This window comes from Streptomyces sp. NPDC038280 (assembly GCF_055600045.1).
On the sequence record NZ_JBVJYZ010000009.1, the window covers coordinates 25986 to 47025 of the forward strand.

Consider the following 21040-nt stretch of genomic DNA (forward strand, 5'->3'; position numbering starts at 1 on the left):
CCGCTCAGAACAGGGTGATCTCCTCCGGACCGTCCAGTTCCTTCAGCAGTTCCGGTCCGTTGTTGCGGACGTCGCTCACCGCCGTCGGCACCGGATACGCCCTCATCAGTCCCTCCGGCGGCGGCGCGAGGAGCGACCTCAGCTCCTCCTCGTCCGTGCGGGACGGGTCCAGCCACGCGTCCCAGCGGTCCGGCGTCAGCATCAGCGGCATCCGGGGGTGGATGTCCGACAGCGAACGCGGGCCCTCCACCGGCGCCACGCCCAGCGCGCCCGTCTCTGCCTCGGTCGTGATCACCGAGCAGGTGACCCACCACGCCCGGGGGTGGTCGTCCGCCAGGGTGCGGTCCCGCCAGAACTCGTAGAGGCCCGCCATGGCGAAGACCGACCCGTCGGAGGGGGTCACGAAGTACGGCTGCTTCCTGGACCGCTTCCGCTTGCCCTCGACCTCCAGCTCCCGCTCCCCCGCGCCGGTCACCCACTCGTAATAGCCGTCCGCCGGAAGGAGACACCGGCGGGACGCGAACGCGCGCCGGAACGACGGCTTCTCGTGGACGGTCTCCGCCCGCGCGTTGATCATCCGGGCCGCGCCCTCCGGCGACTTGGCCCACGACGGCACGAGTCCCCACTTCAGTGCGCGCAGCTGGCGAACCGGCCGGGGCGATCCAGCGTCCTTCAGAGGGCGTTCGAGTACCGCGTACACCTCTTTGGTCGGGGCCACGTTCCAGTCGGGCGCCAGCGTCTCCTCCGGCTCCCACTTCTCGACCTCGAAGAGCGCAACCAGGTCCTCGGGTCCACGACTCGCTGAATACCGTCCGCACATACGTGCCACACTGCCATGCCCGACGCCACCCCGAGGAGCGGCCCGAGAAATGGATGTCTTCACCACCCAGCCCGCCCCGGAGCAGTGGCTCGTCATAGCGACCGCGCTCGCCGCGCTGCTCGCCGTCGTCCCCCGGACCGCGTGGCGGCTCTCCCGCAACGCGATCACCATCGCTCACGAGGGCGGCCACGGACTCATCGCCCTCGTCACCGGCCGCCGCCTCGACGGCATCCGGCTGCACTCCGACACCAGCGGCCTCACCGTCAGCCGGGGCCGGCCCACCGGCCTTGGCATGATCCTCACCGCCGCCGCCGGCTACACCGCCCCACCGCTCCTCGGCCTCGGCGGCGCCTGGCTGCTCGCCGCCGGCCACATCACCCTGCTGCTCTGGCTCGCGACGGCCCTGCTGCTGGCCATGCTGGTGATGATCCGCAACGCCTACGGGGCGCTCACCGTCATCCTCACGGGTGCCGCGTTCCTCCTCGTCTCCTGGCTGACGGAGCCCGCCGTGCAGTCCGGCTTCGCCTACGCGGCGGTCTGGTTCCTGCTCCTCGGCGGCGTGCGTCCCGGCTTCGAGCTGCAGTCCAAGCGGCGGCACGGCGGCGCCCCCGACTCGGACGCCGACCAGCTGTCCCGGCTCACCCACGTCCCCCCGGTGCTGTGGCTGTTCCTCTTCCACGCCGTGTCGCTCTGCTCGCTCATCGGCGGCGGGCGCTGGCTTCTCCACTTGTAGGCCCCCACTAAAGTGAGGGCATGACCGAGAGTTCCGTGCACCCCGCCCTCTGGCCCGCCCCGTACGCGCGTGGGGCCGTCGACGCGACCGTCACCGTGCCCGGTTCGAAGTCGGTCACCAATCGGGCCCTGGTCCTCGCCGCGCTGGCGGCAGAGCCCGGCTGGCTGCGCCGCCCGCTGCGCTCCCGCGACACCCTGCTCATGGCCGAGGCGCTGCGCACCATGGGTGTCGGCATCGAGGAGACCGTGTCCTCGTCTTCCGTGACGGGGGCGCCGGACGCCACGGGCGAGGCCTGGCGGATCATCCCGGCCGGGCTGCACGGCCCGGCGACCGTCGACGTCGGCAACGCCGGAACGGTCATGCGCTTCCTGCCTCCGGTCGCGGCGCTCGCCGACGGCCCGGTCCGCTTCGACGGCGACCCCCGCTCCTACGAGCGCCCCCTGAACGGCGTCATCGACGCCCTGCGGACCCTCGGCGCCCGGATCGACGACGACGGCCGCGGCTCCCTCCCGCTGACCGTGCACGGCGGCGGTGCGCTGGACGGTGGTCCGGTGGAGATCGACGCGTCGTCGTCGTCGCAGTTCGTCAGCGCGCTGCTGCTGTCGGCGCCCCGCTTCAACCAGGGCGTGGAGGTACGGCACACCGGCGACCGGCTGCCCTCGCTCCCGCACATCCGGATGACCGTCGACATGCTCCGTACGGTCGGCGCGCAGGTCGACGAGCCGGAGACCGGCGGCGAGCCGAACGTCTGGCGGGTCTCGCCGTCGGCGCTGCTCGGCCGCGATCTGACCGTCGAGCCGGATCTCTCCAACGCCCAGCCGTTCCTGGCCGCGGCCCTGGTCACCGGCGGCCGTGTCACCATCCCCGACTGGCCCGAGAGGACCACCCAGCCCGGTGACGCGCTGCGGGAGATCTTCACCGAGATGGGTGGCTCCTGCGAGCTGACCGACGCCGGCCTGACCTTCACCGGCACCGGCACGATCCACGGCATCGACGTCGACCTGAGCGAGGTCGGCGAACTCACCCCGGGCATCGCCGCGGTCGCCGCGCTCGCCGACTCCCCCTCCACGCTGCGCGGGGTCGCCCATCTGCGGCTCCACGAGACGGACCGGCTGGCCGCGCTCACCAAGGAGATCAACGAGCTCGGCGGTGATGTCACGGAGACCGCGGACGGTCTCCACATCCGCCCGCGCCCGCTGCACGGCGGGGTCTTCCACACGTACGACGACCACCGCATGGCCACGGCCGGCTCGATCATCGGCCTCGCGGTCGAGGGCGTCCGGATCGAGAATGTGGGGACCACCGCCAAGACCCTGCCGGACTTCCCGCAGATGTGGACCGGAATGCTCGAGGCCTGACGACATGCGCCGATACGGCAAGAACCCCGACGAGGACGACATCCGCGTCCGCCCCAACCGCAAGGGCAACCGGCCTCGGACCAACATCCGTCCGAAGCACGAGGACGCGGTCGAGGGCATGGTCCTCACCGTCGACCGGGGCCGGCTCACCTGTCTCGTCGACGACCGTGTCGTGATGGCGATGAAGGCCCGCGAGCTGGGCCGCAAGGCCGCGGTCGTCGGTGATCGCGTCTCGATCGTCGGGGACCTGTCCGGCGAGAAGGACACCCTGGCCCGGATCGTGCGGATCGGGGAGCGCACGTCCGTGCTGCGCCGCACCGCGGACGACGACGATCCGTACGAGCGGGTCGTGGTCGCCAACGCCGACCAGCTGGCGATCGTGACGGCCCTCGCGGACCCCGAGCCCCGGCCGCGGCTGATCGACCGCTGTCTGGTCGCCGCGTACGACGGCGGTCTCGAGCCGCTGCTCGTGCTGACGAAGTCGGACCTGGCACCGCCGGACGACCTGCTGGAGAAGTACGGCGCGCTCGGTGTCCCGTACGTGGTGACGACCCGCGACGAGTTCGTGGACGGGGTCGCCGCCGAGCGGGTCCATGAACATCTCAAGGGCCGCACGACCGCGTTCGTCGGGCACTCGGGCGTCGGCAAGACGACGCTGGTCAACGCGCTGGTCCCGGAGGACCGGCGGCGCAGTACGGGTGTGGTGAACGCGGTGACGGGCCGGGGACGGCACACCACGACGTCGGCGCTGGCTCTCCCGTTGAACGACAAGCAGGGCGGCTGGGTGATCGACACCCCGGGTGTGCGGTCGTTCGGGCTGAACCATGTCGACCCGTCCCGGGTGATCCTCGCCTTCCCCGATCTCGTACCGGGTACGGAGGGCTGCCCGCGCGCGTGCAGCCATGACGAACCGGACTGCGCGCTGGACGCGTGGGTGGCCGAGGGCCATGCCGATCCGGCCCGGCTGTACTCGCTGCGGCGGCTGCTGGCGACCCGTGAGCGCCGCGAGGGCGACTGAGTCGCGCGCGTTTGCCGTTGCCCACGCCTGGTAAATGCATAATCGCACCAAGTGCGACGAAGCAGTCACCGAAGCGTGGGAGGCACCGACGATGGCGTGGCTGCTGGTGGTGGTCGCGGGGTTCCTGGAGACGGGGTTCGCGGTCTGCCTCAAGCTCTCGCACGGTTTCACCAGACTCTGGCCCACCGTCGCCTTCGCCTGTTTCGCGCTCGGCAGCTTCGGACTGCTCACGCTCGCCCTGCGCAAGCTCGACGTCGGCCCGGCGTACGCGGTGTGGACGGGCATCGGGGCGGCCGGTACCGCGATCTACGGAATGATCTTCCTCGACGATCTGGTCTCCGCGCTGAAGATCGTGTCGATCACGCTGGTGATCGTCGGTGTCATCGGTCTCCAGTTGTCGGGCTCGTCCCACTGACCGCTGTACGCACCAACTGCCCCACCGTCTGCCGCCCCGGCGCCACGACGTACGAGAGGGCGAGCCGGACGGCCAGTTCGCAGCAGTGCGCCTCCGTCGCGTCGTCGAGGGCGGCCAGGGAGCGGTCCCGAACCGCGTCGGCCAGCTCTCCGGGGGCCGGCGTCCCGGCGTCGGCGCGCCGCTGCGCCGGGACGGGGGAGGCGAGCGCGACCGGGCGGGCCGGCCGGGGCGCGGGCAGCCGGTCGTCCCAGCAGCCGGTGAGGAGCGCCCGGAGCAGGGGCCTCGCGCGGGCCTCGCCGACGATCCACTCGGCGACGGAGGCCAGCCGGTCCGCGGGGCCGCTCGGCTCGGCGAGCACCCGCTCGACGCCGTGCAGATAGGCGTCCGCCTCACGTCGCAGCAGTGCGCGGGCCAGGCCCTCCTTGCTGCCGAACTCGTTGTAGAGGGTCTGCCTGGAGACGCCCGCCCTGGCCGCGACGTCGACCATGCGGACCGCCGACCAGGGCAGACCCGCGAGTGCCGCGTGCGCGGCGTTCAGCAGCGTCTCTCGCGCCGTCGGCATCATCGCCTCCCAGGCCGTGCGGTTCCGCGCCGCACGGAGTTGCTTCGCACAGAGTTGACGGGTGAACACGCAGTGTCAATAGCCCCAGCGGACCCCTGCTCCCGCCCGGGATAGGGTGCCCTCATGGCCGATTACCACGATGATCTCCGGCTGGCTCATGTCCTCGCGGACGCGGCCGACGCCACCACGATGGACCGGTTCAAGGCGCTCGACCTGAAGGTCGAGACCAAGCCGGACATGACCCCGGTGAGCGAGGCCGACAAGGCCGCCGAGGAGCTGATCCGTGGCCATCTCCAGCGGGCGCGGCCGCGTGACGCGATCCTCGGCGAGGAGTACGGCGTCGAGGGCACCGGCCCCCGTCGCTGGGTGATCGACCCCATCGACGGCACGAAGAACTACGTCCGCGGAGTGCCCGTCTGGGCGACCCTCATCTCGCTGATGGAGGCGGGCCCCGACGGCTTCCAGCCGGTCGTGGGCGTGGTCTCGGCGCCGGCCCTCGGCCGCCGCTGGTGGGCGGCGAAGGGCGCGGGCGCGTTCACCGGACGCAGTCTGACCTCGGCCTCGCGGATCCATGTCTCCAAGGTCGGCGAGCTGTCGGACGCCTCGTTCGCGTACTCCTCGCTGAGCGGGTGGGAGGAGCGGGGCCGTCTCGACGGGTTCCTGGACCTCACCCGCGCGTGCTGGCGGACCCGTGCGTACGGCGACTTCTGGCCGTACATGATGGTCGCCGAGGGGTCGGTGGACATCTGCGCGGAGCCGGAGCTGTCCCTGTGGGACATGGCCGCGACGGCGATCGTGGTCCAGGAGGCGGGCGGCACCTTCACCGGCCTCGACGGACGCCCCGGACCACACAGCGGCAACGCCGCGGCGTCCAACGGCGTGCTGCACGAGGAACTGCTCGGCTATCTGAACCAGCAGTACTAGAAGCACAGCGGTCCGCGCACGCCCCCTTGTTCATGCTCCGTAACGCTGCGACTCTAAGGATTCCCCCACTTGTGAACTTGTGAATTCTTTCTCACAGGAGGGATTCACGAAGGAGGTGGCTCCTTTCATGCTCGTCCGTGACGCCATGAGCACCGTGGTGCTGACCATCGGACCCGCTCACACCCTCCGGCAGGCCGCCGGGCTGATGGCGGCCCGCCGCGTCGGCGCGGCGGTCGTCCTCGACACCGACACCAGCGGGCTCGGCATTCTGACCGAGCGCGACATCCTCTCGTCCGTCGGCGCGGGCCAGAACCCGGACCACGAGACCGCCGGCACCCACACCACCACCGACGTCGTCTTCGCCGCACCCGGCTGGACCCTCGAGGAAGCCGCGGAGGCCATGACGCACGGCGGCTTCCGTCATCTGATCGTGCTCGACGGGGACGGCCCCGTCGGGATCGTCTCCGTCCGCGACATCATCCGCTGCTGGTCTCCGGCGCGACGGCACACGGCCACCCTGGCCCACTAGAGCCGTCACCGCCCATGCGAGAGGGCCGGATCCCCGCGTGCGGGAATCCGGCCCTCTTCCTACGACAAGCGTCCGTCAGCCGCGCAGGGCCTGGACCGCGGCGTCGAGCCGCTTGCCGAAGTCTCCGTCCGCCTGACGGAAGTTGTTGATCGCGCGCTCGGCGATGTCGTCGCGCGAGACCTTGGCGATGAAGCCCGCCAGGTTGTCGATCAGGCGGACCTTCTCGTCCTCGGACATCAGACGGTAGAGATTGCCCGCCTGGACGAAGTCGTTGTCCTCGGAGTGGACCGGGGCGGCGTGGTTGCCCGTGCCGCCGACCAGCGGGACGGGCTGCCACAGCGGGCGGTCCGTCTGGTGCGGGCCACCGAAGCTGTTGGGCTCGTAGTTCTTCGTGCCCTTGTGGCGGCCGTCGTACAGGAAGCCGTCACGGGAGTTGGTGCGCGCCTCGGTGGCGTGCGGGCGGTTCACCGGCAGGTGGTCGGCGTTGATGCCGACGCGGTAGCGGTGGGCGTCGCCGTACGCGAAGAGACGGCCCTGGAGCATCTTGTCCGGCGAGGGGCCGATGCCCGGCACGAAGTGCGCGGGGCTGAAGATCGACTGCTCGACCTCGGCGAAGATGTTCTCCGGGTTCCGGTTGAGCTCCAGCTTGCCGATCTCGATCGGCGGGTAGTCCTCGTGCGGCCACACCTTGGTGAGGTCGAACGGGTTGAAGCGGTAGTTGGCCGCCTCGTCCGCCGGCATGATCTGCACCTGCACGGTCCAGGACGGGAAGTCACCGCGCTCGATGGCCTCGCGCAGGTCGCGCTGGTGGCTGTCCGGGTCCACACCGGAGAGACGGTTGGCCTCGTCGGTGGTCAGGTTCTTGATGCCCTGGTCGGTCTTGAAGTGGTACTTGACCCAGAAGACCTCGCCGGCCTCGTTGTTCCACTGGTACGTGTGGGAGCCGTAGCCGTTCATGTGACGGTACGAGGCGGGGATGCCGCGGTCGCCGAACAGCCAGGTCACCTGGTGGGTCGACTCGGGCGAGAGCCCCCAGAAGTCCCAGACGTTGTCCGCCTCCTGCGAGCCGGTGTACGGGTCGCGCTTCTGGGTGTGGATGAAGTCCGGGAACTTGATGGCGTCCTTGATGAAGAACACCGGGGTGTTGTTGCCGACGAGGTCGTAGTTGCCCTCTTCGGTGTAGAACTTCAGCGCCCAGCCACGCGGGTCACGGACCGCGTCGGCCGCACCGAGGTTGCCCGCCACGGTGGAGAAGCGCAGGAACGTCTCGGTCTGCTTGCCGACCTCGGAGAGGAACTTCGCACGGGTCCACTGCGAGACGTCGCGGGTCAGCGTGAAGGTGCCGTAGGCACCCGCGCCGCGGGCGTGCACGACACGCTCCGGGATGCGCTCCCGGTTGAAGTGCGCGAGCTTCTCGAGCAGCAGCTGGTCCTGAACCAGAACCGGACCGCCGACGCCCGCGGTCTCACTGTTCTGGTTGTCGGCTACCGGCGCACCGGCCTCCGTAGTGAGCGGTCCCTGCGTCACGTGCGCCTCCTGCGTCATTCCTGCTGAGTCCTGTCCCTGGCTGGTGCCGAAGTCGATCCTACGATAGACATTGTCTAAGTCAAGTGAACTTCCAAACTCACACCCGTTCGGGATTCGTCCCCCGGCTGTTAGGCTGGCCCCATGAGTGACCTGTTGGAACGACTGCGCGGACGCGGCTGGCGCATGACCGCGCAGCGCCGCGTCGTGGCCGAGGTCCTCGACGGAGAGCATGTGCACCTGACCGCCGACGAGGTCCACGCCCGAGCCGTGAAGAGGCTGCCCGAGATCTCCCGGGCGACGGTCTACAACACGCTGGGCGAGCTGGTCACCCTTGGTGAGGTGCTGGAGGTCTCCACGGACCGCCGCGCCAAGCGCTACGACCCGAACGCACACCGGCCCCACCAGCACCTGGTGTGCGCCCAGTGCGGCGCGATCCGCGATGTGCACCCGTCGGGCGACCCCCTGACCGATCTGCCGGACGGGGAGCGCTTCGGCTTCACGATCTCGGCGGTCGAGGTCACGTACCGGGGCGTCTGCCCGAACTGCGCCTCGGCCTGACACCGGCGCCCGCGTCTCGACGACGAAAGGCCCCCACGCCGCTTCGGACGGTGGGGGCCTTTCGCATGTGTGCGGCGACGGCACACCTGTACGGCAGACGACGAAGGCCCGGATCCAGGGGATCCGGGCCTTCTTCTTTGAGTAGCGGGGACAGGATTTGAACCTGCGACCTCTGGGTTATGAGCCCAGCGAGCTACCGAGCTGCTCCACCCCGCGTCGGTGAACCCAACCTTACGTGAGCCCCCGGACCAGCGCAAATCCGTGGCCGGGGGCCTCACGTCCGCTACGCCGTGAGCTCCTGGTGCAGCGCCTCGCTCAGCCGTGCCGCACGCTCGGCGACCTCGGCGGGGCCCAGCTCCACGGCGCGCGTGCACCAGCGCCGGCCCTCGGTCAGCTCGCCACGCCGGGCCGCGAGCAGGCCGAGACGCAGTGCGGCGCGGCCGTGCCCGGCGCGGGCCGCCCGGGTCCACCACAGCGCGGCTTCGCGCTCGTTGCCCTCACGGGCCAGGAGCAGCCCGAGGTTGAAGGCGCCGTTGCGGCTGCCCGCGTCGGCGGCCTCGCGGTACCAGCGGGCGGCGTCGGCGGTGTCCCCGCGCGCGGCGGCGAGCATCCCCACCCGGACCTGGGCCCGGCGGTGGCCCTGCTCGGCGGCGCGCTCGTACCACTCCTCGCACTCGGTCTTCTCCGCGCACGGCGCGCCCAGGGCCGGCGGCCCCGGCTCCGGCCTGCGGGCGTCCAGGACGGTCGCCAGCCGGAACGCGGCCTCGGCGCTCCCGCCACCCGCCGCGCACCGCAGATGGCGTTCGGCGGCCTGCTCGTCCCCGTCCCTCAGGCAGGCGATGCCCACCTGGAGCGCGGCCTCGGTGTGCCCCGCCGCGGCGGCGCGCTCGTACCACCCGAGGGCCGTACGGTCGTCGTCGCGACCCGCGTAGATGATGCCCAGGTTGAAGGCGGCGTCGACGCTGCCGGCCTCCGCCGCCTTGGAGAACCACGGCTCGGCGCCGTTCGCGTCCCCGGCCTGCAGAAGGAGGACGGCGAGCGCGTTGGCGGCCTCACGGTGCCCGGCGTAGGCGGCGCGGCGGTACCACTGCTCGGCCTGGGCAGTGCGGTCCTGGGCGGCGCAGAGCAGCCCGAGGTTGTACGCGCCGTTCACGTCGCCCGCGTCCATGGCGGCGCGGTACCAGCGCTCGGCGTTCTGCTGCTCGCCCCGTGCCGCGTGCAGGGCGCCGAGGGCGTTGGCAGCGTTGCCATCGCCCTCCTGGGCGGCGCGCAGCCACCAGACCGCGGCGCTCTCCTCGTCGCCGGCGTCCCGCAGCAGGAACCCGAGCGCGCAGGCGGCACGGGCCTCGCCGTCCTTGGCGGCGTTCAGGTACCAGCGGCCGGCCTCCTTCAGCTCTCCGCGCTTCTCCAGGATGGCGCCGAGGTGCAGCGCGGCACGCCGGTGCCCTCGCGCGGCGGCCTGCCGGTACCACTGCTCGGCCTCCTGGGCGGCGTCACCAGCGCGGTGGCGGGTGCCGGTGGAGTACGCCGCCTCGGTGCTGTGTCGGGTGCCCGTGGTGTGCGCGGGGTCGGTGCTGTGGCGGGTGCCCGTGCTGTGCGCGGGGTCGGTGGCGTGGCGGGTGCCCGTCGCGTAGGCCTCGGTGCTGTGGCGGGTGCCGGTGGCGTGCGTGAGGTCGGTGGTGAGCCCGGTGCCGGTGGAGTAGTCGCGCTCGGCGCCCTCCCCGCCCGCCGAGGGCGCCTCGGCGCGCCGCTGAAGGGTGCGGGCGAGACGGTAGGCGGCCTCGCGGTGGCCCTGCTCGGCGGCGGCGCGCAGCCAGCGCTCGGCGCCGACGTCGCTGCGGTGCTCCAGCAGGTCCGCCAGGGCGTAGGCGCCCAGCGCGTGGCCCTGCTCGGCGGACTGGCGCAGCCAGTACTCGGCGGCGGGTTCGTCACCGCGCTCGCGGTAGTGGCGCCCCAGCGCGTGCGCGGCCGCGGCGGAGCCCGCGACGGCGGCGATGCGCCACCATCCGGCCGCCTCGTCGGCGTACCCGCGCTGGTGCAGCAGGACCCCCAGGTTGTTGGCCGCGGCCCGGTCCCCCTCGGCGGTGGCCCCGCGCAGGTACGGCTCGGCGCCGTCGAGGTCGCCCCGGCGCAGCAGCAGCGCCCCCAGCATGCTCATGGCCGCCGGGTCGCCACTTTCGGCGGCCCGCCGGTGTCCCGCCTCGGTCTCGGCGGTGTCCCCCACGTCGACGGTCTCGACGTTCTCCACACTTTCGACGGTCTCGACGCTCTCCACGGCTGCCGCCCCTGCCGCATCTGCGGCGTTCTCGGTATGCCGTTGCACAAACCGCCCTGTCTCCAACAGAGTTGCCCTGTCCCCCATAAATTCCATCGTCGCACCACCTGCAACCCGCGTACACCTGGTATACCGCAGCCAGTGAGGTCACTTCAGCGTTTTGTCGACATGCCCACAGAGAGATAAGTCAAACACGTCCAGCCCCAACTCGGCTCCCCAGCACGGGTGTTCGTGACCGTCCGCACACATGGAGAAGGGCCCGGATCCTGATGGATCCGGGCCCTTCTCTTCAGTAGCGGGGACAGGATTTGAACCTGCGACCTCTGGGTTATGAGCCCAGCGAGCTACCGAGCTGCTCCACCCCGCGTCGTTGTGTCCCAACCGTACCACGGTGCGAGGGGGAGCCTGACCGGGGGACTTCTCACGGTCCCCCGGTCACACGCTCCCGGTCACGCACTCCCGGGCCTGCCGGGTTCTAGCCCGTCGGCTTCTGGGCCGCCTTCAGCCTGGCGCTGGCGTCCGCGGCCCGCTGGATGGCGTCCCGCAGCGCGTCCTGCGCCTTGCCGTAGGCCGTCCAGTCGCCCTTCTGCCGCGCCGCGTCCGCGTCCGCGTACGCCTTCTGAGCGTCCGCGATCGCCTGGGTCAGCGCCGCGTCGGCGGTGGCCGGCGGCTTGGTGGTCTCACCCGGCGGCGGGGGCGTCGTGGGCGTCTGCCCCTCCACCCCGAAGACCGCGTTCAGCGCCTTGCCGAGGTTGTCCTCGAACACGGTGGTGTCCTTGGTCGTGTCACCTTCCGGCTGATCCGCGTCCACATAGGACACGGCCACCTTCTTCAGCAGCGGGTAGAGCGCGTTGCGTCCCTGCGCGTACACCGGCTCGACGTACAGGAACCCGCCGTCCAGGGGCACGGTGAGCAGGTTGCCGTACTGGATGTCGGAGTCGGCGCCCTTCATGTCCCGGACGAACTGGGCGACGGACGGCAGGCCGTTGAGCTTGCTCTGCACCTGCGCCGGGCCCGGAACGTCCTGGGTCACTCTCAGAAGCCTTATCCGGCCGTACTCCTTGCTGCCGGCGTCCGCGTCGACCGCCATGAAGCCGCCCAGGTTGGGGCGTCCGTTCGGCGTGAACGTGGTCGTCAGCGAGAAGCGCTGGCCGCTGTCCCCGGGCATCTTCATGCTCAGGTAGTACGGCGGGACAGCGCTGCCCTCCTTGGTGGTCGGGTCGTCCGGTACCTGCCAGGCGTCACTGCCGCTGTAGAACTGAGCGGGGTCCTGGACGTGGTAGCGGGTCAGCAGCTCGCGCTGGACCTTGAACATGTCCTGCGGGTACCGCAGGTGCTGCATCAGGCTCGGCTTGATGTCCGCGCGCGGCTCGACCGTGTCCGGGAACGCCTTCATCCAGGTCTTGAGGACCGGGTCGGCGGTGTCCCACTGGTACAGCTTGACCGTGCCGTCGTAGGCGTCGACGGTGGCCTTCACCGAATTGCGGATGTAGTTGACCTGGTTCTGCTGGGCGACGACCGCGCGCTGCTGGTTGCCCACGGTCAGCGAGTCCGCGGTGGTGTCCCCGAGCGTCGTACGGGACGCGTACGGGTAGCCGTTCGTCGTCGTGTAGGCGTCGACGATCCACTGGATCCGGCCCTCCACGACCGCCGGGTAGGCGTCGCCGTCGATGGTCAGCCAGGGCGCGACGGCCTCCACCCGCTCCTTGGGCGTGCGGTTGTAGAGGATCCGCGAGCCCTCGCCGATGGCTCCCGAGTAGAGGATCTGCGGCTCGCTGAAGGCCACGGCGTACGCGGCCCGGTTGAACGCGTTGGAGAGGTTGACCCCGCTCTTGCCCTGGTAGCTGGTGGTCTTCTCGCCGTTCTCCTCGTAGTCGAGCTCCTTCTGCGGCCCGCCGACGATCGAGTACTGATCGGTCTTCTCGCCGTAGTAGATCCGCTGCTGGTACACCTCGGGCTGACCAGTGGTCGGCAGACCCGACACGGTGAAGACCGGGGAGCCGTTGGCATCGGTCGTCGTACCCGTGGCCATGATCGCGCCATAGCCGTGCGTGTACGTGAAGTGGTCGTTGATCCAGTTCCGCTTCGGGATGCCCTTGATGTTGAGCTCACGCAGGCCGACGACGGTGTCCTTGCCCTTGTAGCGGTCGATGTCGAGGGTCGTCGGGAACTGGTAGTACTTCCGCTTCTGTTCCAGCTGCTGGAAGGTCGGCGAGACGATGCTCGGGTCGAGCAGCCGGTAGGCGGCCGCCGAGTCCGCGTCGTTGCGCAGCTTGTCCTTGGCCTTGACCGTGGACTTGCCGGAGTAGTTCTCGGGCTTGGTCCCATCGATGGCGTACGCCTTGCGCGTCGCGTCGATGTTCTTCTTGATGTACGGGGCTTCCTTGGCCTGCTCGTTCGGCTGGACCTGGAACTTCTGCACGATCGCCGGGTAGAGGCCGCCGATCAGGATCGCCGAGAGCACCATCAGCCCGAAGCCGATCACCGGAAGCTGCCAGGTGCGGCGCCAGAGCGTCGCGAAGAACAGCACGGCGCAGATGACCGCGATGCAGAAGAGGATCGTCTTCGCCGGAAGGTAGGCATTGGCGTCGACGTACCGCAGGCCCGTCCAGTTGCCGGTGGCCTTGAAGTCACTGGACTTCACGGCCAGGCCGTACCGGTCGAGCCAGTACGCCACGGCCTTGAGCGAGACGAAGACACCGAGCAGCACCGACAGATGGCCGGTGGCCGCGGCGGTGGCCCGCGCTCCGGGGCTGGTGATGCGCAGCCCGCCGTACAGGTAGTGGGTCAGCGCGGCGGCGATCAGCGAGAGAACCGTCGCCGCGAAGCCGAAGCCCAGCAGGAAGCGGTACCAGGGCAGGTCGAACGCGTAGAACGCGACGTCCATGCCGAACTGCGGGTCCTTCTGGCCGAAGGGCACGCCGTTCACGTACATCAGCCAGGTGCGCCACTGTCCGGAGGCGGAGGCACCGGAGATCAGACCGACCAGAGCGGTGACCGCCAGCAGCACCCACTTCTTGTACGGCGCCACGCCCATCCGGTACCGGTCGAGGCTCTGCTGCTCGAGCGACATCGCGCTCAGCGGCGGCCGCAGCCGGTGGGCGAGCCAGATGTTGAGGCCGACGGCCGCCGCCATGAGCAGACCGAAGACGGCGAACAGCCCGATCTTGGTCCACAGCGTGGTCGTGAAGACGGACGAGTAGTGGACCGAGCGGTACCAGAGCCAGTCCGTCCAGAACCCGGCGAACATGACGAACACCATGGCCAGCACGGCCAGGACGCCCAGTGTCATGAGCAAGGTGCGGGCCCGCCGGGACGGCCGGCCGACTCTGATCCGTGGCCCGGTCGGGCCTCCGCCGCGGTCCGGCATCTGGAAAGCCAACGTGCGCCCCTCGAAGTTCGCGGTCGTGTGAAGCGGGCCCCGCGATCGTAGAGCCCACTGATGCAACTTACTGAGGCTTTACCTAGTTCCCGCCTCGGGGTCGAAAGGAGGCAGGATATTGACCATGTCCAACGTTTCCCCCTCAGGTACGCCCATGGCCGCGAGCCCGCTGACCCGCGCCGTCCTCGAAATCGACGAGTACGCCTCCGGGCTGGGCTGGGACCAGCCCGCCCGGCTCTTCGCCCTCGTCGACACCGCTCAGCTGCGCGCCCAGGAGCCCGGCCTGGCCACCCAGCTCGGTCTGTCCGGTGACGAGGCCGCCGCCCCGCTCACCCCGATCGAGCAGGACGAGCTGCCCGCCGGTCAGGCCCTCGACGAATTCCTCGGCACGATCGCCTGGCCCGACGCGGTGGCCGGGTGCGCGATGACGGTGGAGCGGCTGATGCTCCCGCCGTCCGCGGAGGCGTCCGTCCCGGAGGGTCTCGACGAGGCCGGCCTGGCCAAGTGGGTCTCCGCCCACCCTGACCGGCAGGAGGTGCGGATGACGGTCGCCGTCCTCCGCGACGGCGCGCGCGAGTCGGCGCTGCGGCTGCGCGAGAAGGACTCCCCGAATGAGGTCCTGACCGGCGCCGACCTGGTCCCGGGCCTGGCCGAGGCGCTGGCCGCCACGTTCGAGTCGTGAGCGGTCCGCCCCGGGGCCCCGCAGGAGTCTCGGGGCGGTCGTCGCACGGCCGTGGGGCGGCGTCAGCTCTTGGAGCAGCTCGGCAGCGAGGCGGTGTCGCCCTTGCGGACCTTCTCCAGTGACTTCGTCGCGTCGTCGATCGTGTCGACCTTGATCAGCGTCAGACCGTCGGGGGTGTCGGAGGCGGCGGACGCGCAGTTGTCGGCCGGGGTCATGAAGTACCGCGCGCCCGCGTTGCGGGCGGCCACGAGCTTCATCTCGATACCGCCGATGGGGCCGACCTGGCCCTTCTCGTCGATAGTGCCGGTGCCGGCGATGAACTTTCCGCCGGTCAGGTCTCCGGGCGTCAGCTTGTCGACGATGGCGAGCGAGAACATCAGACCCGCACTCGGGCCGCCCACGTCCTCCAGCTTGATGTCGATGGTGAACGGGAAGACATGATCGGTCCCCGCCCGGATTCCGACGATCGCCCGGTCCGCCTCGGGTGACTTCATCGTGGTGATGGTGACCTTGCGGGTGCCGGTGGGCTGCTTACCGGTCTTCTCGGCCGCGGCGGCCTCCTTCGCCGGGACGATCGTGAAGACGACCTTCTGGCCGGGCTTGCGCTTGACCACCTGCGCGGCGACGTCGTCGGGCTGCTTCACCGCCACGCCGTCGACCGCCTTGATGACATCGCCCGCGTGCAGGATCCCCTCGGAGGGGCTGTCCTTCTGGACGGTGGCGACCACGACCCGGGTGGAGACCGGGACGCCCAGCTCTCCGAGGGCCGCGGCCTTGGCGCTCTCCTGGGACTGGCTGAACTCCTCAGCGTTCTCCTGGGTGGACTGCTCCTCGGTCTTGCCGTCCGGGTAGAGCGTGTCGTGCGGGACCACGACGCTGTCATGGGCCAGCCAGCCGTATACGGCCTCGACCAGGTTCATTCTGTAGCCCGCACCGGTGACCCTCACGGTGGTCATATTGAGGTGACCGGTGGTGGGGTACGTCTGGTGGCCGGAGATCTGGAGCACGGGCTCACCGTCGGCTTCGCCGAGGGTGTTGTACGTCGGGCCCGGGCTCATCTCGGAGTACGGCACTGGAAAGAAGACGCCCACACAGAGCAGGGTGATCAGAACGAGAGTGGAGGCGAGCATCGTCGCAGTGCGGCGTGGCATGGAACGACAGTACGGGACGGGCCCGCGCACGCGCTGTCGGGGCGGTCCGTACGAGGCGGCCGGCCGGGCAAGCGGCCGGAAGCGTGGCAACTGCGTACGGTGGCTTCGCCGTCAGGCAGGTCCGGTACCGGAATGCGTCTTCTCCATCGCGTGCCGGAAGCGCGCGTAGCCGGCGAGTTCGGCGATGTCTTCGGTGGTGCGGTTCCGCGAGGCCCAGCCTGCCCATATCGCCGCGCCGATGACAGCGAAAAGCGGAATCAACAACCAGGCGAGCGCTGCCATCCCGTCCTCCCATCCCCACATGAGCGACCATCTGAGTGACCGCAACGAGTGATCAGCAGATTAGCGATCCGCTGCTACAACGCTGCTGCCCGGGGTCCGGTTACGCAAATCGGGGCGGATGCACCCGGAGTGTGTTTCGAAGGACGAATCCCCTGCTCACAGGGAGGCGGCGGCTCAGCAAGCCCCCTCGCCCGGCCTCGTGCGGGGAAGACCCCAGCTACGGGCCTGAGGCTCAGCAGGCTCCGACCCACTCTTCGGTGCCGTCGGAGAACGTCTGGTGCTTCCAGATCGGCACCTCGTGCTTGAGGTCGTCGATCAGCTTGCGACAGGCCTCGAAGGCCTCTCCCCGGTGCGGGCAGGAGACGGCGACGACGACGGCCAGGTCGCCGACCCTCAGATCACCCACACGGTGGACGGCGGCCAGGGCGCGGACCGGGTAGTCGGCGACGACCTTCTCGGCGACTCGGCGCAGCTCGGCCTCGGCCGAGGGGTGGCACGAGTAGCCCAGGGCGTCGACATCGGCGCCCCCGTCGTGGTTGCGCACCGTGCCTACGAAGAGCGTGGTGCCACCCGCGGCCTCGTCGCCGACGGCCCGGAAGACCTCGTCGAGGGAGAGCGGGGTGTCACGGACCGCCAGCAGCCGGATGGGGTCGGCTGCCGCCTGCTCGCCGGGGTGCTCATTCGTACGTGCCATGCGGTCCATGGTGCCGCACGGCACTGACATCCCGGAATAGCGTTTTCGACCGGCGGTCGGGACCCTCCGTAGGAGGGTCCTACAGGCCCCGGCGTTTTCGGGCCCGCCGCACGACGGCGGCCGCTCCGAGGAGCGCGACGGTCGCACCCGCGGCTCCGGCCGCGGTCGCGTCCTTGCGGCCGAGACGGCGCCCGGCGACCGTGTGCCGGCCCTCGACCTCTTCGAGCAGCGCCGCCAGTACCTCCTCGTTGGTCCACCGGGGCCGCCAGCCCGCGTCGTGGAGCCGCCCGACGCTGACCACCCACGGGTGCATCGTGTAGGCGAGATCACCGGCCGGGGACGGGGTCAGGCCGATCCGGTGCAGCCGGGCGGCGGCTCCGAGGGCGACGGCCGAGGGCAGTTCCATCCGGCGGATGCCGCTGAGCTCCTCCACCTCCTCCTGCTCCAGCCAGCCGTCGCAGCCGACGGCGAACTCCCCCTCGACCTTCTCCAGAGCGGCGTACTCCAGGGCGCTGACCAGGTCCTCGACATGGCAGAACTGCCAGGTGGGGCGGGATCCCGCGACCACCAGGAGGCGGGGGGACTCGAAGTAGCGGGTGAGGGCGGTGTCGGTGCCGCCGACCAGGACGGCGGGCCGCACGACGGTCACGTGGAGACCGGGATGGGCGCGGGGCGCCCGGCGGCCCAGACGCTCGATCTCCAGGAGGTCGCCGACGCCGGTGGCCTCGGCGGTCGCCTTGAGCTCGGCGTCCTCGGACAGAGGGATGTCGTTGTCGGGCAGGGCGCCGTAGACCATGGCCGAGGTGCACAGGACGACCCGGTGCACGCCCGCCGCGGCCGCCGCGGTGAGGACGGTCTGGGCGCCCCGGACGTTGTACGCGGTGCGCGCGGCCGCGTCGGTCTCCAGATCGAGATCGAGGGCCAGGTGCACGACGACATCGGCGCCGCGCAGTTTCTCGGCGATGGCCGGGTCGCGGACGTCCAGGATGTGCCACTGCGCCTCGGGGATGTCTCCCCGCCGCTCGTCGATGGCGATGACCTGCTTGATCTCCTCCGACGCGGCGAGGCGACGGGTCAGCAGCTCGCCGACGCCGGTGGCGGCGCCGGTGACCGCGACGACGGGGCCGCGTCCTCGCGACCTGGTTGAGAGGTTTCGCGCTGCGCGAACCTGCGGATCTGGGGAACTCACCGGGCGTCTCCAGCGGTTGTCTTCAGTACGTACGTGAATGACGCGTGCGTACCAGGTGGCGTCCATCCTGCCGCAGGCCAAGAGCCGACGGAGCACTGAGGCCTTATCCGGCCTCCATGTCTACGCTGGGTGGTGTTGTCGGGCAGCCGCCGTCGGCAGGAAGCCGGCGGCCCTACGAGCCGAGGAAACCCGTGAGTGACACCCCATTCGGATTCGGCCTTCCGCCGGAGGAGCCGGAGAACGGCGACGAGGGCAAAAAGAAGGACCCCGCCGGAGGTGGCCAGGGATCCGGTGACCCCTTCGGGTTCGGCGGCCTTCCGGGCGGCGCGGACAATCCGTTCGCGGCGATGTTCGGCTCTCTGAACCCCAATGACCTCGGTGCGGCCTTCCAGCAGCTCGGCCAGATGCTGAGCTACGAGGGCGGCCCGGTGAACTGGGACATGGCCAAGCAGATCGCCCGCCAGACCGTCGCGCAGGGCACCGCCGACGGCACCAAGGACGCCAGTGTCGGCCCGGCCGAGAAGTCCGCGGTCCAGGAGGCCGTGCGGCTCGCCGATCTGTGGCTGGACGGTGCGACCTCGCTGCCCTCGGGTGCGAGCACGGCCGTGGCCTGGAGCCGCGCGGAGTGGGTCGAGGCGACGCTGCCGGCCTGGCAGCAGCTGGTGGACCCGGTCGCCGAGCGTGTGGGCGCCGCGATGGGCGATGTGCTGCCCGAGGAGATGCAGGCCATGGCGGGCCCGCTGATCGGCATGATGCGCTCCATGGGCGGCGCCATGTTCGGCCAGCAGATCGGGCAGGCGGTCGGTGTCCTCGCGGGAGAGGTCGTCGGTTCCACCGATGTCGGGCTGCCGCTCGGACCGGCCGGGAAGGCCGCGCTGCTTCCGCTGAACATCGAGGCCTTCGGCAAGGACCTCGGGGTTCCGAAGGACGAGGTGCGGCTCTACCTGGCCCTGCGCGAGGCCGCCCACCAGCGGCTCTTCGCTCACGTGCCGTGGCTGCGCTCGCATCTGTTCGGCGCTGTCGAGGCGTACGCGCGCGGGATCAAGGTCGACACCTCCAAGCTGGAGGACGCGGTCGGCCAGCTCGACCCGACGCATCCCGAGCAGCTACAGGAGGCGCTTCAGCAGGGCATGTTCCAGCCGGAGGACACGCCCGAGCAGAAGGCTTCGCTGGCCCGTCTCGAGACGGCGCTCGCCCTGGTCGAGGGCTGGGTGGACGCGGTGGTGCACGAGGCCGCCAAGTCCCGGCTGACCTCGGCGGACGCGCTGCGCGAGACGCTGCGTCGGCGGCGTGCCACGGGCGGCCCGGCCGAGCAGACGTTCGCGACCCTGATCGGTCTCCAGCTGCGTCCTCGCCGGCTGCGGGACGCCTCGCGCCTGTGGGCGTCGCTCACGGACGCGCGGGGCGTGGACGGCCGTGACGATCTGTGGGGCCACCCGGACATGCTGCCCACGGCGACGGACCTGGACGACCCGGACGGCTTCGTGCACCGCGAGCAGCTCGACTTCTCCGAGATCGACAAGATGCTCGGCGAAGCGGCCCAGCGCGGCGACGGCGACGACAGTGGCAAGCGGGACGAGGGCGACGACAAGAAGTGAGCCTGCACGAAGACGCCGTCCTCGTACTGAAGGCGTACGACGACCAGGAGGAGTTGCGCCGCGACTATCTGGATCACCTGGCGGCGCACGCGGACGGGATGTGGAAGGCCTGTGAGGCCGGCCATCTCACGGCGAGTGCGCTGGTGATCGATCCCGAGCGCGGGCGGGTTCTGCTGACCCTGCACAAGAAGCTGGGCATGTGGTTGCAGATGGGCGGTCACTGCGAACCGGGTGACCCGACCCTCGCGGCGGCCGCGCTGCGCGAGGCCGCCGAGGAGTCCGGGATCCACGGGCTGTCCCTGCTGCCGGGCGGACCCGCACGGCTCGACCGGCACCCCATTCCGGCGCCCTGCAACTGGCACCTGGACGTGCAGTACGCGGCGCTCGCGCCGTCGGACGCGGTGGAGCAGATCAGCGACGAGTCGCTGGATTTGCGCTGGTTCCGGTACGACGAGGTGGCGGCCGTGGCCGACGCGTCGGTCGTCCGGCTGGTGGAGGCCGCGCGAGCGGCGCTCCGATAGGACGCAGGTGTAAGGGGCGGTCGCCATGACGACCGCCCCTTACCCATGACGCTCAGTTCCAGGCGTTGTTCTGGTTCTGCGCGTGGGCGCCGTGCTGACCGGCACCGAACTGGGCCCGCAGGCCCTGCCCGATCTCGGCGTTCTGCGGCGGCATGACCTCGCTCGGCTGGACGAGGGCGAAGCCCTGTCCGAGGAAGCTCAGCTCCCAGCCCTCACCGGTGTTGCCGCGCCGGCGCATGACACCGGAGGAGTGCGTCTGGGCCTGCATCTGGACCCGCAGCCCCGACGACCAGGCGACGATCGCGTCGGCGTCGGCGTTGACGTACTTGTCCGGGGTGACCTGCATCATCAGCGGCTGACCGGAGGTCATCAGGGCCACCTTGCCCCGGCCGGAGATGTTGAGCTGGTACTTGCCGGAACCGGAGATGCCGTACTGGCTGTCCACGGCGATGACTTCGGTGTGCAGGGTGGAGTCCAGCGCCAGCACATAGGCGCTGTCGACGGTCATGCCCTCCTGCTCGATGTCCACGACATGGATGTACTGGGCCAGGTTGGCGAAGTAGACCGTGCCCTGCCCGGAGCAGCGCATCAGATCGAGGCCCTCCCCGGTCCTGGCGCGGGCGTTGCGCTGGCTGTTCGTCCGGTACTCGCCGTCGAAGTCGACGAGTCCCTGGTAGGCGACCATGGCGCCCTTGCGGGCGAGGATGTCGTCCTGGCCCGTCAGCGAGACGCGCAGCATCTGCGGGTTCTGGACGACGTACCGGTCCTGGCTCTGCTGTTCGGCGTAGTTGAAAAGCGGGCTCTGCATGGTGTGTTCTCGCT

The 21040-nt window shown here is 70.5% G+C and carries 20 protein-coding genes and 2 tRNA genes; 10 read left to right on the plus strand and 12 right to left on the minus strand.

The window, feature by feature from the left end; translation table 11 throughout:
- Positions 1-4 precede the first annotated feature (4 nt).
- On the minus strand, positions 5-820 hold the full coding sequence (locus tag ACZ7J0_RS19440) for an SOS response-associated peptidase (protein WP_470888901.1): 816 nt from the start codon (positions 818-820) through the stop codon (positions 5-7).
- A gap of 49 nt (positions 821-869) precedes the next feature.
- Between ACZ7J0_RS19440 and ACZ7J0_RS19445 the strand changes: the two genes are divergently transcribed.
- From ACZ7J0_RS19445 to ACZ7J0_RS19460, 4 genes are all read left to right on the plus strand, one after another.
- A complete protein-coding gene (locus tag ACZ7J0_RS19445) occupies positions 870-1553 on the plus strand; it encodes a M50 family metallopeptidase (RefSeq protein WP_470888903.1) in 684 nt (227 codons plus the stop codon).
- A 20-nt stretch (positions 1554-1573) separates the two neighbouring features.
- The gene (gene aroA / locus ACZ7J0_RS19450) at positions 1574-2911 is read left to right on the plus strand and encodes a 3-phosphoshikimate 1-carboxyvinyltransferase (RefSeq protein ID WP_470888905.1); all 1338 of its coding nucleotides are present in this window, start codon (positions 1574-1576) and stop codon (positions 2909-2911) included.
- 4 nt (positions 2912-2915) lie between these two features.
- On the plus strand, positions 2916-3929 hold the full coding sequence (gene rsgA, locus ACZ7J0_RS19455) for a ribosome small subunit-dependent GTPase A (RefSeq protein ID WP_470888907.1): 1014 nt from the start codon (positions 2916-2918) through the stop codon (positions 3927-3929).
- Between the two features lie 91 nt (positions 3930-4020).
- Entirely contained in the window at positions 4021-4344 is a 324-nt protein-coding gene (locus ACZ7J0_RS19460; protein WP_470889272.1) for a DMT family transporter, read from the plus strand.
- On the opposite strand, the gene ACZ7J0_RS19465 is transcribed toward ACZ7J0_RS19460, so the two are convergent.
- The gene (locus tag ACZ7J0_RS19465; RefSeq protein ID WP_470888909.1) at positions 4310-4906 is read right to left on the minus strand and encodes a TetR/AcrR family transcriptional regulator; all 597 of its coding nucleotides are present in this window, start codon (positions 4904-4906) and stop codon (positions 4310-4312) included. The two genes, ACZ7J0_RS19460 and ACZ7J0_RS19465, sit on opposite strands and share 35 nt — an antisense overlap.
- Before the next feature lie 123 nt (positions 4907-5029).
- Between ACZ7J0_RS19465 and hisN the strand changes: the two genes are divergently transcribed.
- Positions 5030-5830, plus strand: coding sequence for a histidinol-phosphatase (gene hisN / locus ACZ7J0_RS19470; RefSeq protein ID WP_470888910.1), 801 nt, complete (start codon positions 5030-5032; stop codon positions 5828-5830).
- A 127-nt stretch (positions 5831-5957) separates the two neighbouring features.
- Positions 5958-6359, plus strand: coding sequence for a CBS domain-containing protein (locus ACZ7J0_RS19475; protein ID WP_470888911.1), 402 nt, complete (start codon positions 5958-5960; stop codon positions 6357-6359).
- 75 nt (positions 6360-6434) lie between these two features.
- Here the strand turns inward: ACZ7J0_RS19475 and ACZ7J0_RS19480 are convergent, their stop codons facing one another.
- Positions 6435-7904, minus strand: a complete 1470-nt coding sequence (locus ACZ7J0_RS19480; RefSeq protein WP_468707284.1) for a catalase — start codon at positions 7902-7904, stop codon at positions 6435-6437.
- Positions 7905-8027: 123 nt separating this feature from the next.
- On the opposite strand from ACZ7J0_RS19480, the gene ACZ7J0_RS19485 reads away from it, so the two are divergent.
- The gene (locus ACZ7J0_RS19485) at positions 8028-8444 is read left to right on the plus strand and encodes a Fur family transcriptional regulator (protein WP_470888912.1); all 417 of its coding nucleotides are present in this window, start codon (positions 8028-8030) and stop codon (positions 8442-8444) included.
- A gap of 142 nt (positions 8445-8586) precedes the next feature.
- Here ACZ7J0_RS19485 and ACZ7J0_RS19490 read toward each other — a convergent pair.
- The 4 genes from ACZ7J0_RS19490 to ACZ7J0_RS19505 form a co-directional block, all read right to left on the minus strand.
- Positions 8587-8660, minus strand: a tRNA-Met gene (locus ACZ7J0_RS19490).
- Positions 8661-8727: 67 nt separating this feature from the next.
- A complete protein-coding gene (locus tag ACZ7J0_RS19495; RefSeq protein WP_470888913.1) occupies positions 8728-10815 on the minus strand; it encodes a tetratricopeptide repeat protein in 2088 nt (695 codons plus the stop codon).
- Between the two features lie 197 nt (positions 10816-11012).
- Positions 11013-11086, minus strand: a tRNA-Met gene (locus tag ACZ7J0_RS19500).
- A 108-nt stretch (positions 11087-11194) separates the two neighbouring features.
- Positions 11195-14089 carry a UPF0182 family membrane protein gene (locus tag ACZ7J0_RS19505; RefSeq protein WP_470889274.1) on the minus strand — a complete coding sequence of 965 codons (2895 nt, stop codon included), beginning with the start codon at positions 14087-14089 and terminating at the stop codon, positions 11195-11197.
- Between the two features lie 136 nt (positions 14090-14225).
- On the opposite strand from ACZ7J0_RS19505, the gene ACZ7J0_RS19510 reads away from it, so the two are divergent.
- Positions 14226-14783 (plus strand): PPA1309 family protein, encoded by a 558-nt coding sequence (locus ACZ7J0_RS19510; protein WP_470888914.1) that lies wholly within the window; start codon positions 14226-14228, stop codon positions 14781-14783.
- Between the two features lie 62 nt (positions 14784-14845).
- Here the strand turns inward: ACZ7J0_RS19510 and ACZ7J0_RS19515 are convergent, their stop codons facing one another.
- From ACZ7J0_RS19515 to ACZ7J0_RS19530, 4 genes are all read right to left on the minus strand, one after another.
- The gene (locus ACZ7J0_RS19515; protein WP_470888915.1) at positions 14846-15934 is read right to left on the minus strand and encodes a YlbL family protein; all 1089 of its coding nucleotides are present in this window, start codon (positions 15932-15934) and stop codon (positions 14846-14848) included.
- 111 nt (positions 15935-16045) lie between these two features.
- Entirely contained in the window at positions 16046-16216 is a 171-nt protein-coding gene (locus tag ACZ7J0_RS19520; protein ID WP_470888916.1) for a hypothetical protein, read from the minus strand.
- A gap of 232 nt (positions 16217-16448) precedes the next feature.
- Positions 16449-16910 carry a molybdenum cofactor biosynthesis protein MoaE gene (locus tag ACZ7J0_RS19525; RefSeq protein WP_470888917.1) on the minus strand — a complete coding sequence of 154 codons (462 nt, stop codon included), beginning with the start codon at positions 16908-16910 and terminating at the stop codon, positions 16449-16451.
- A 79-nt stretch (positions 16911-16989) separates the two neighbouring features.
- Positions 16990-18099 carry an SDR family oxidoreductase gene (locus tag ACZ7J0_RS19530; RefSeq protein ID WP_470888919.1) on the minus strand — a complete coding sequence of 370 codons (1110 nt, stop codon included), beginning with the start codon at positions 18097-18099 and terminating at the stop codon, positions 16990-16992.
- 191 nt (positions 18100-18290) lie between these two features.
- Between ACZ7J0_RS19530 and ACZ7J0_RS19535 the strand changes: the two genes are divergently transcribed.
- Positions 18291-19697: a zinc-dependent metalloprotease gene (locus tag ACZ7J0_RS19535; RefSeq protein ID WP_470888921.1), complete on the plus strand. Its 1407-nt coding sequence runs from the start codon at positions 18291-18293 to the stop codon at positions 19695-19697.
- Positions 19694-20218, plus strand: coding sequence for an NUDIX hydrolase (locus ACZ7J0_RS19540; RefSeq protein WP_470888923.1), 525 nt, complete (start codon positions 19694-19696; stop codon positions 20216-20218). Before ACZ7J0_RS19535 ends, ACZ7J0_RS19540 begins: the two co-directional genes overlap by 4 nt.
- Positions 20219-20270: 52 nt before the next feature.
- Here ACZ7J0_RS19540 and ACZ7J0_RS19545 read toward each other — a convergent pair whose 3' ends face one another.
- Positions 20271-21026, minus strand: coding sequence for an AIM24 family protein (locus ACZ7J0_RS19545; protein ID WP_468707312.1), 756 nt, complete (start codon positions 21024-21026; stop codon positions 20271-20273).
- Positions 21027-21040: the final 14 nt, after the last annotated feature.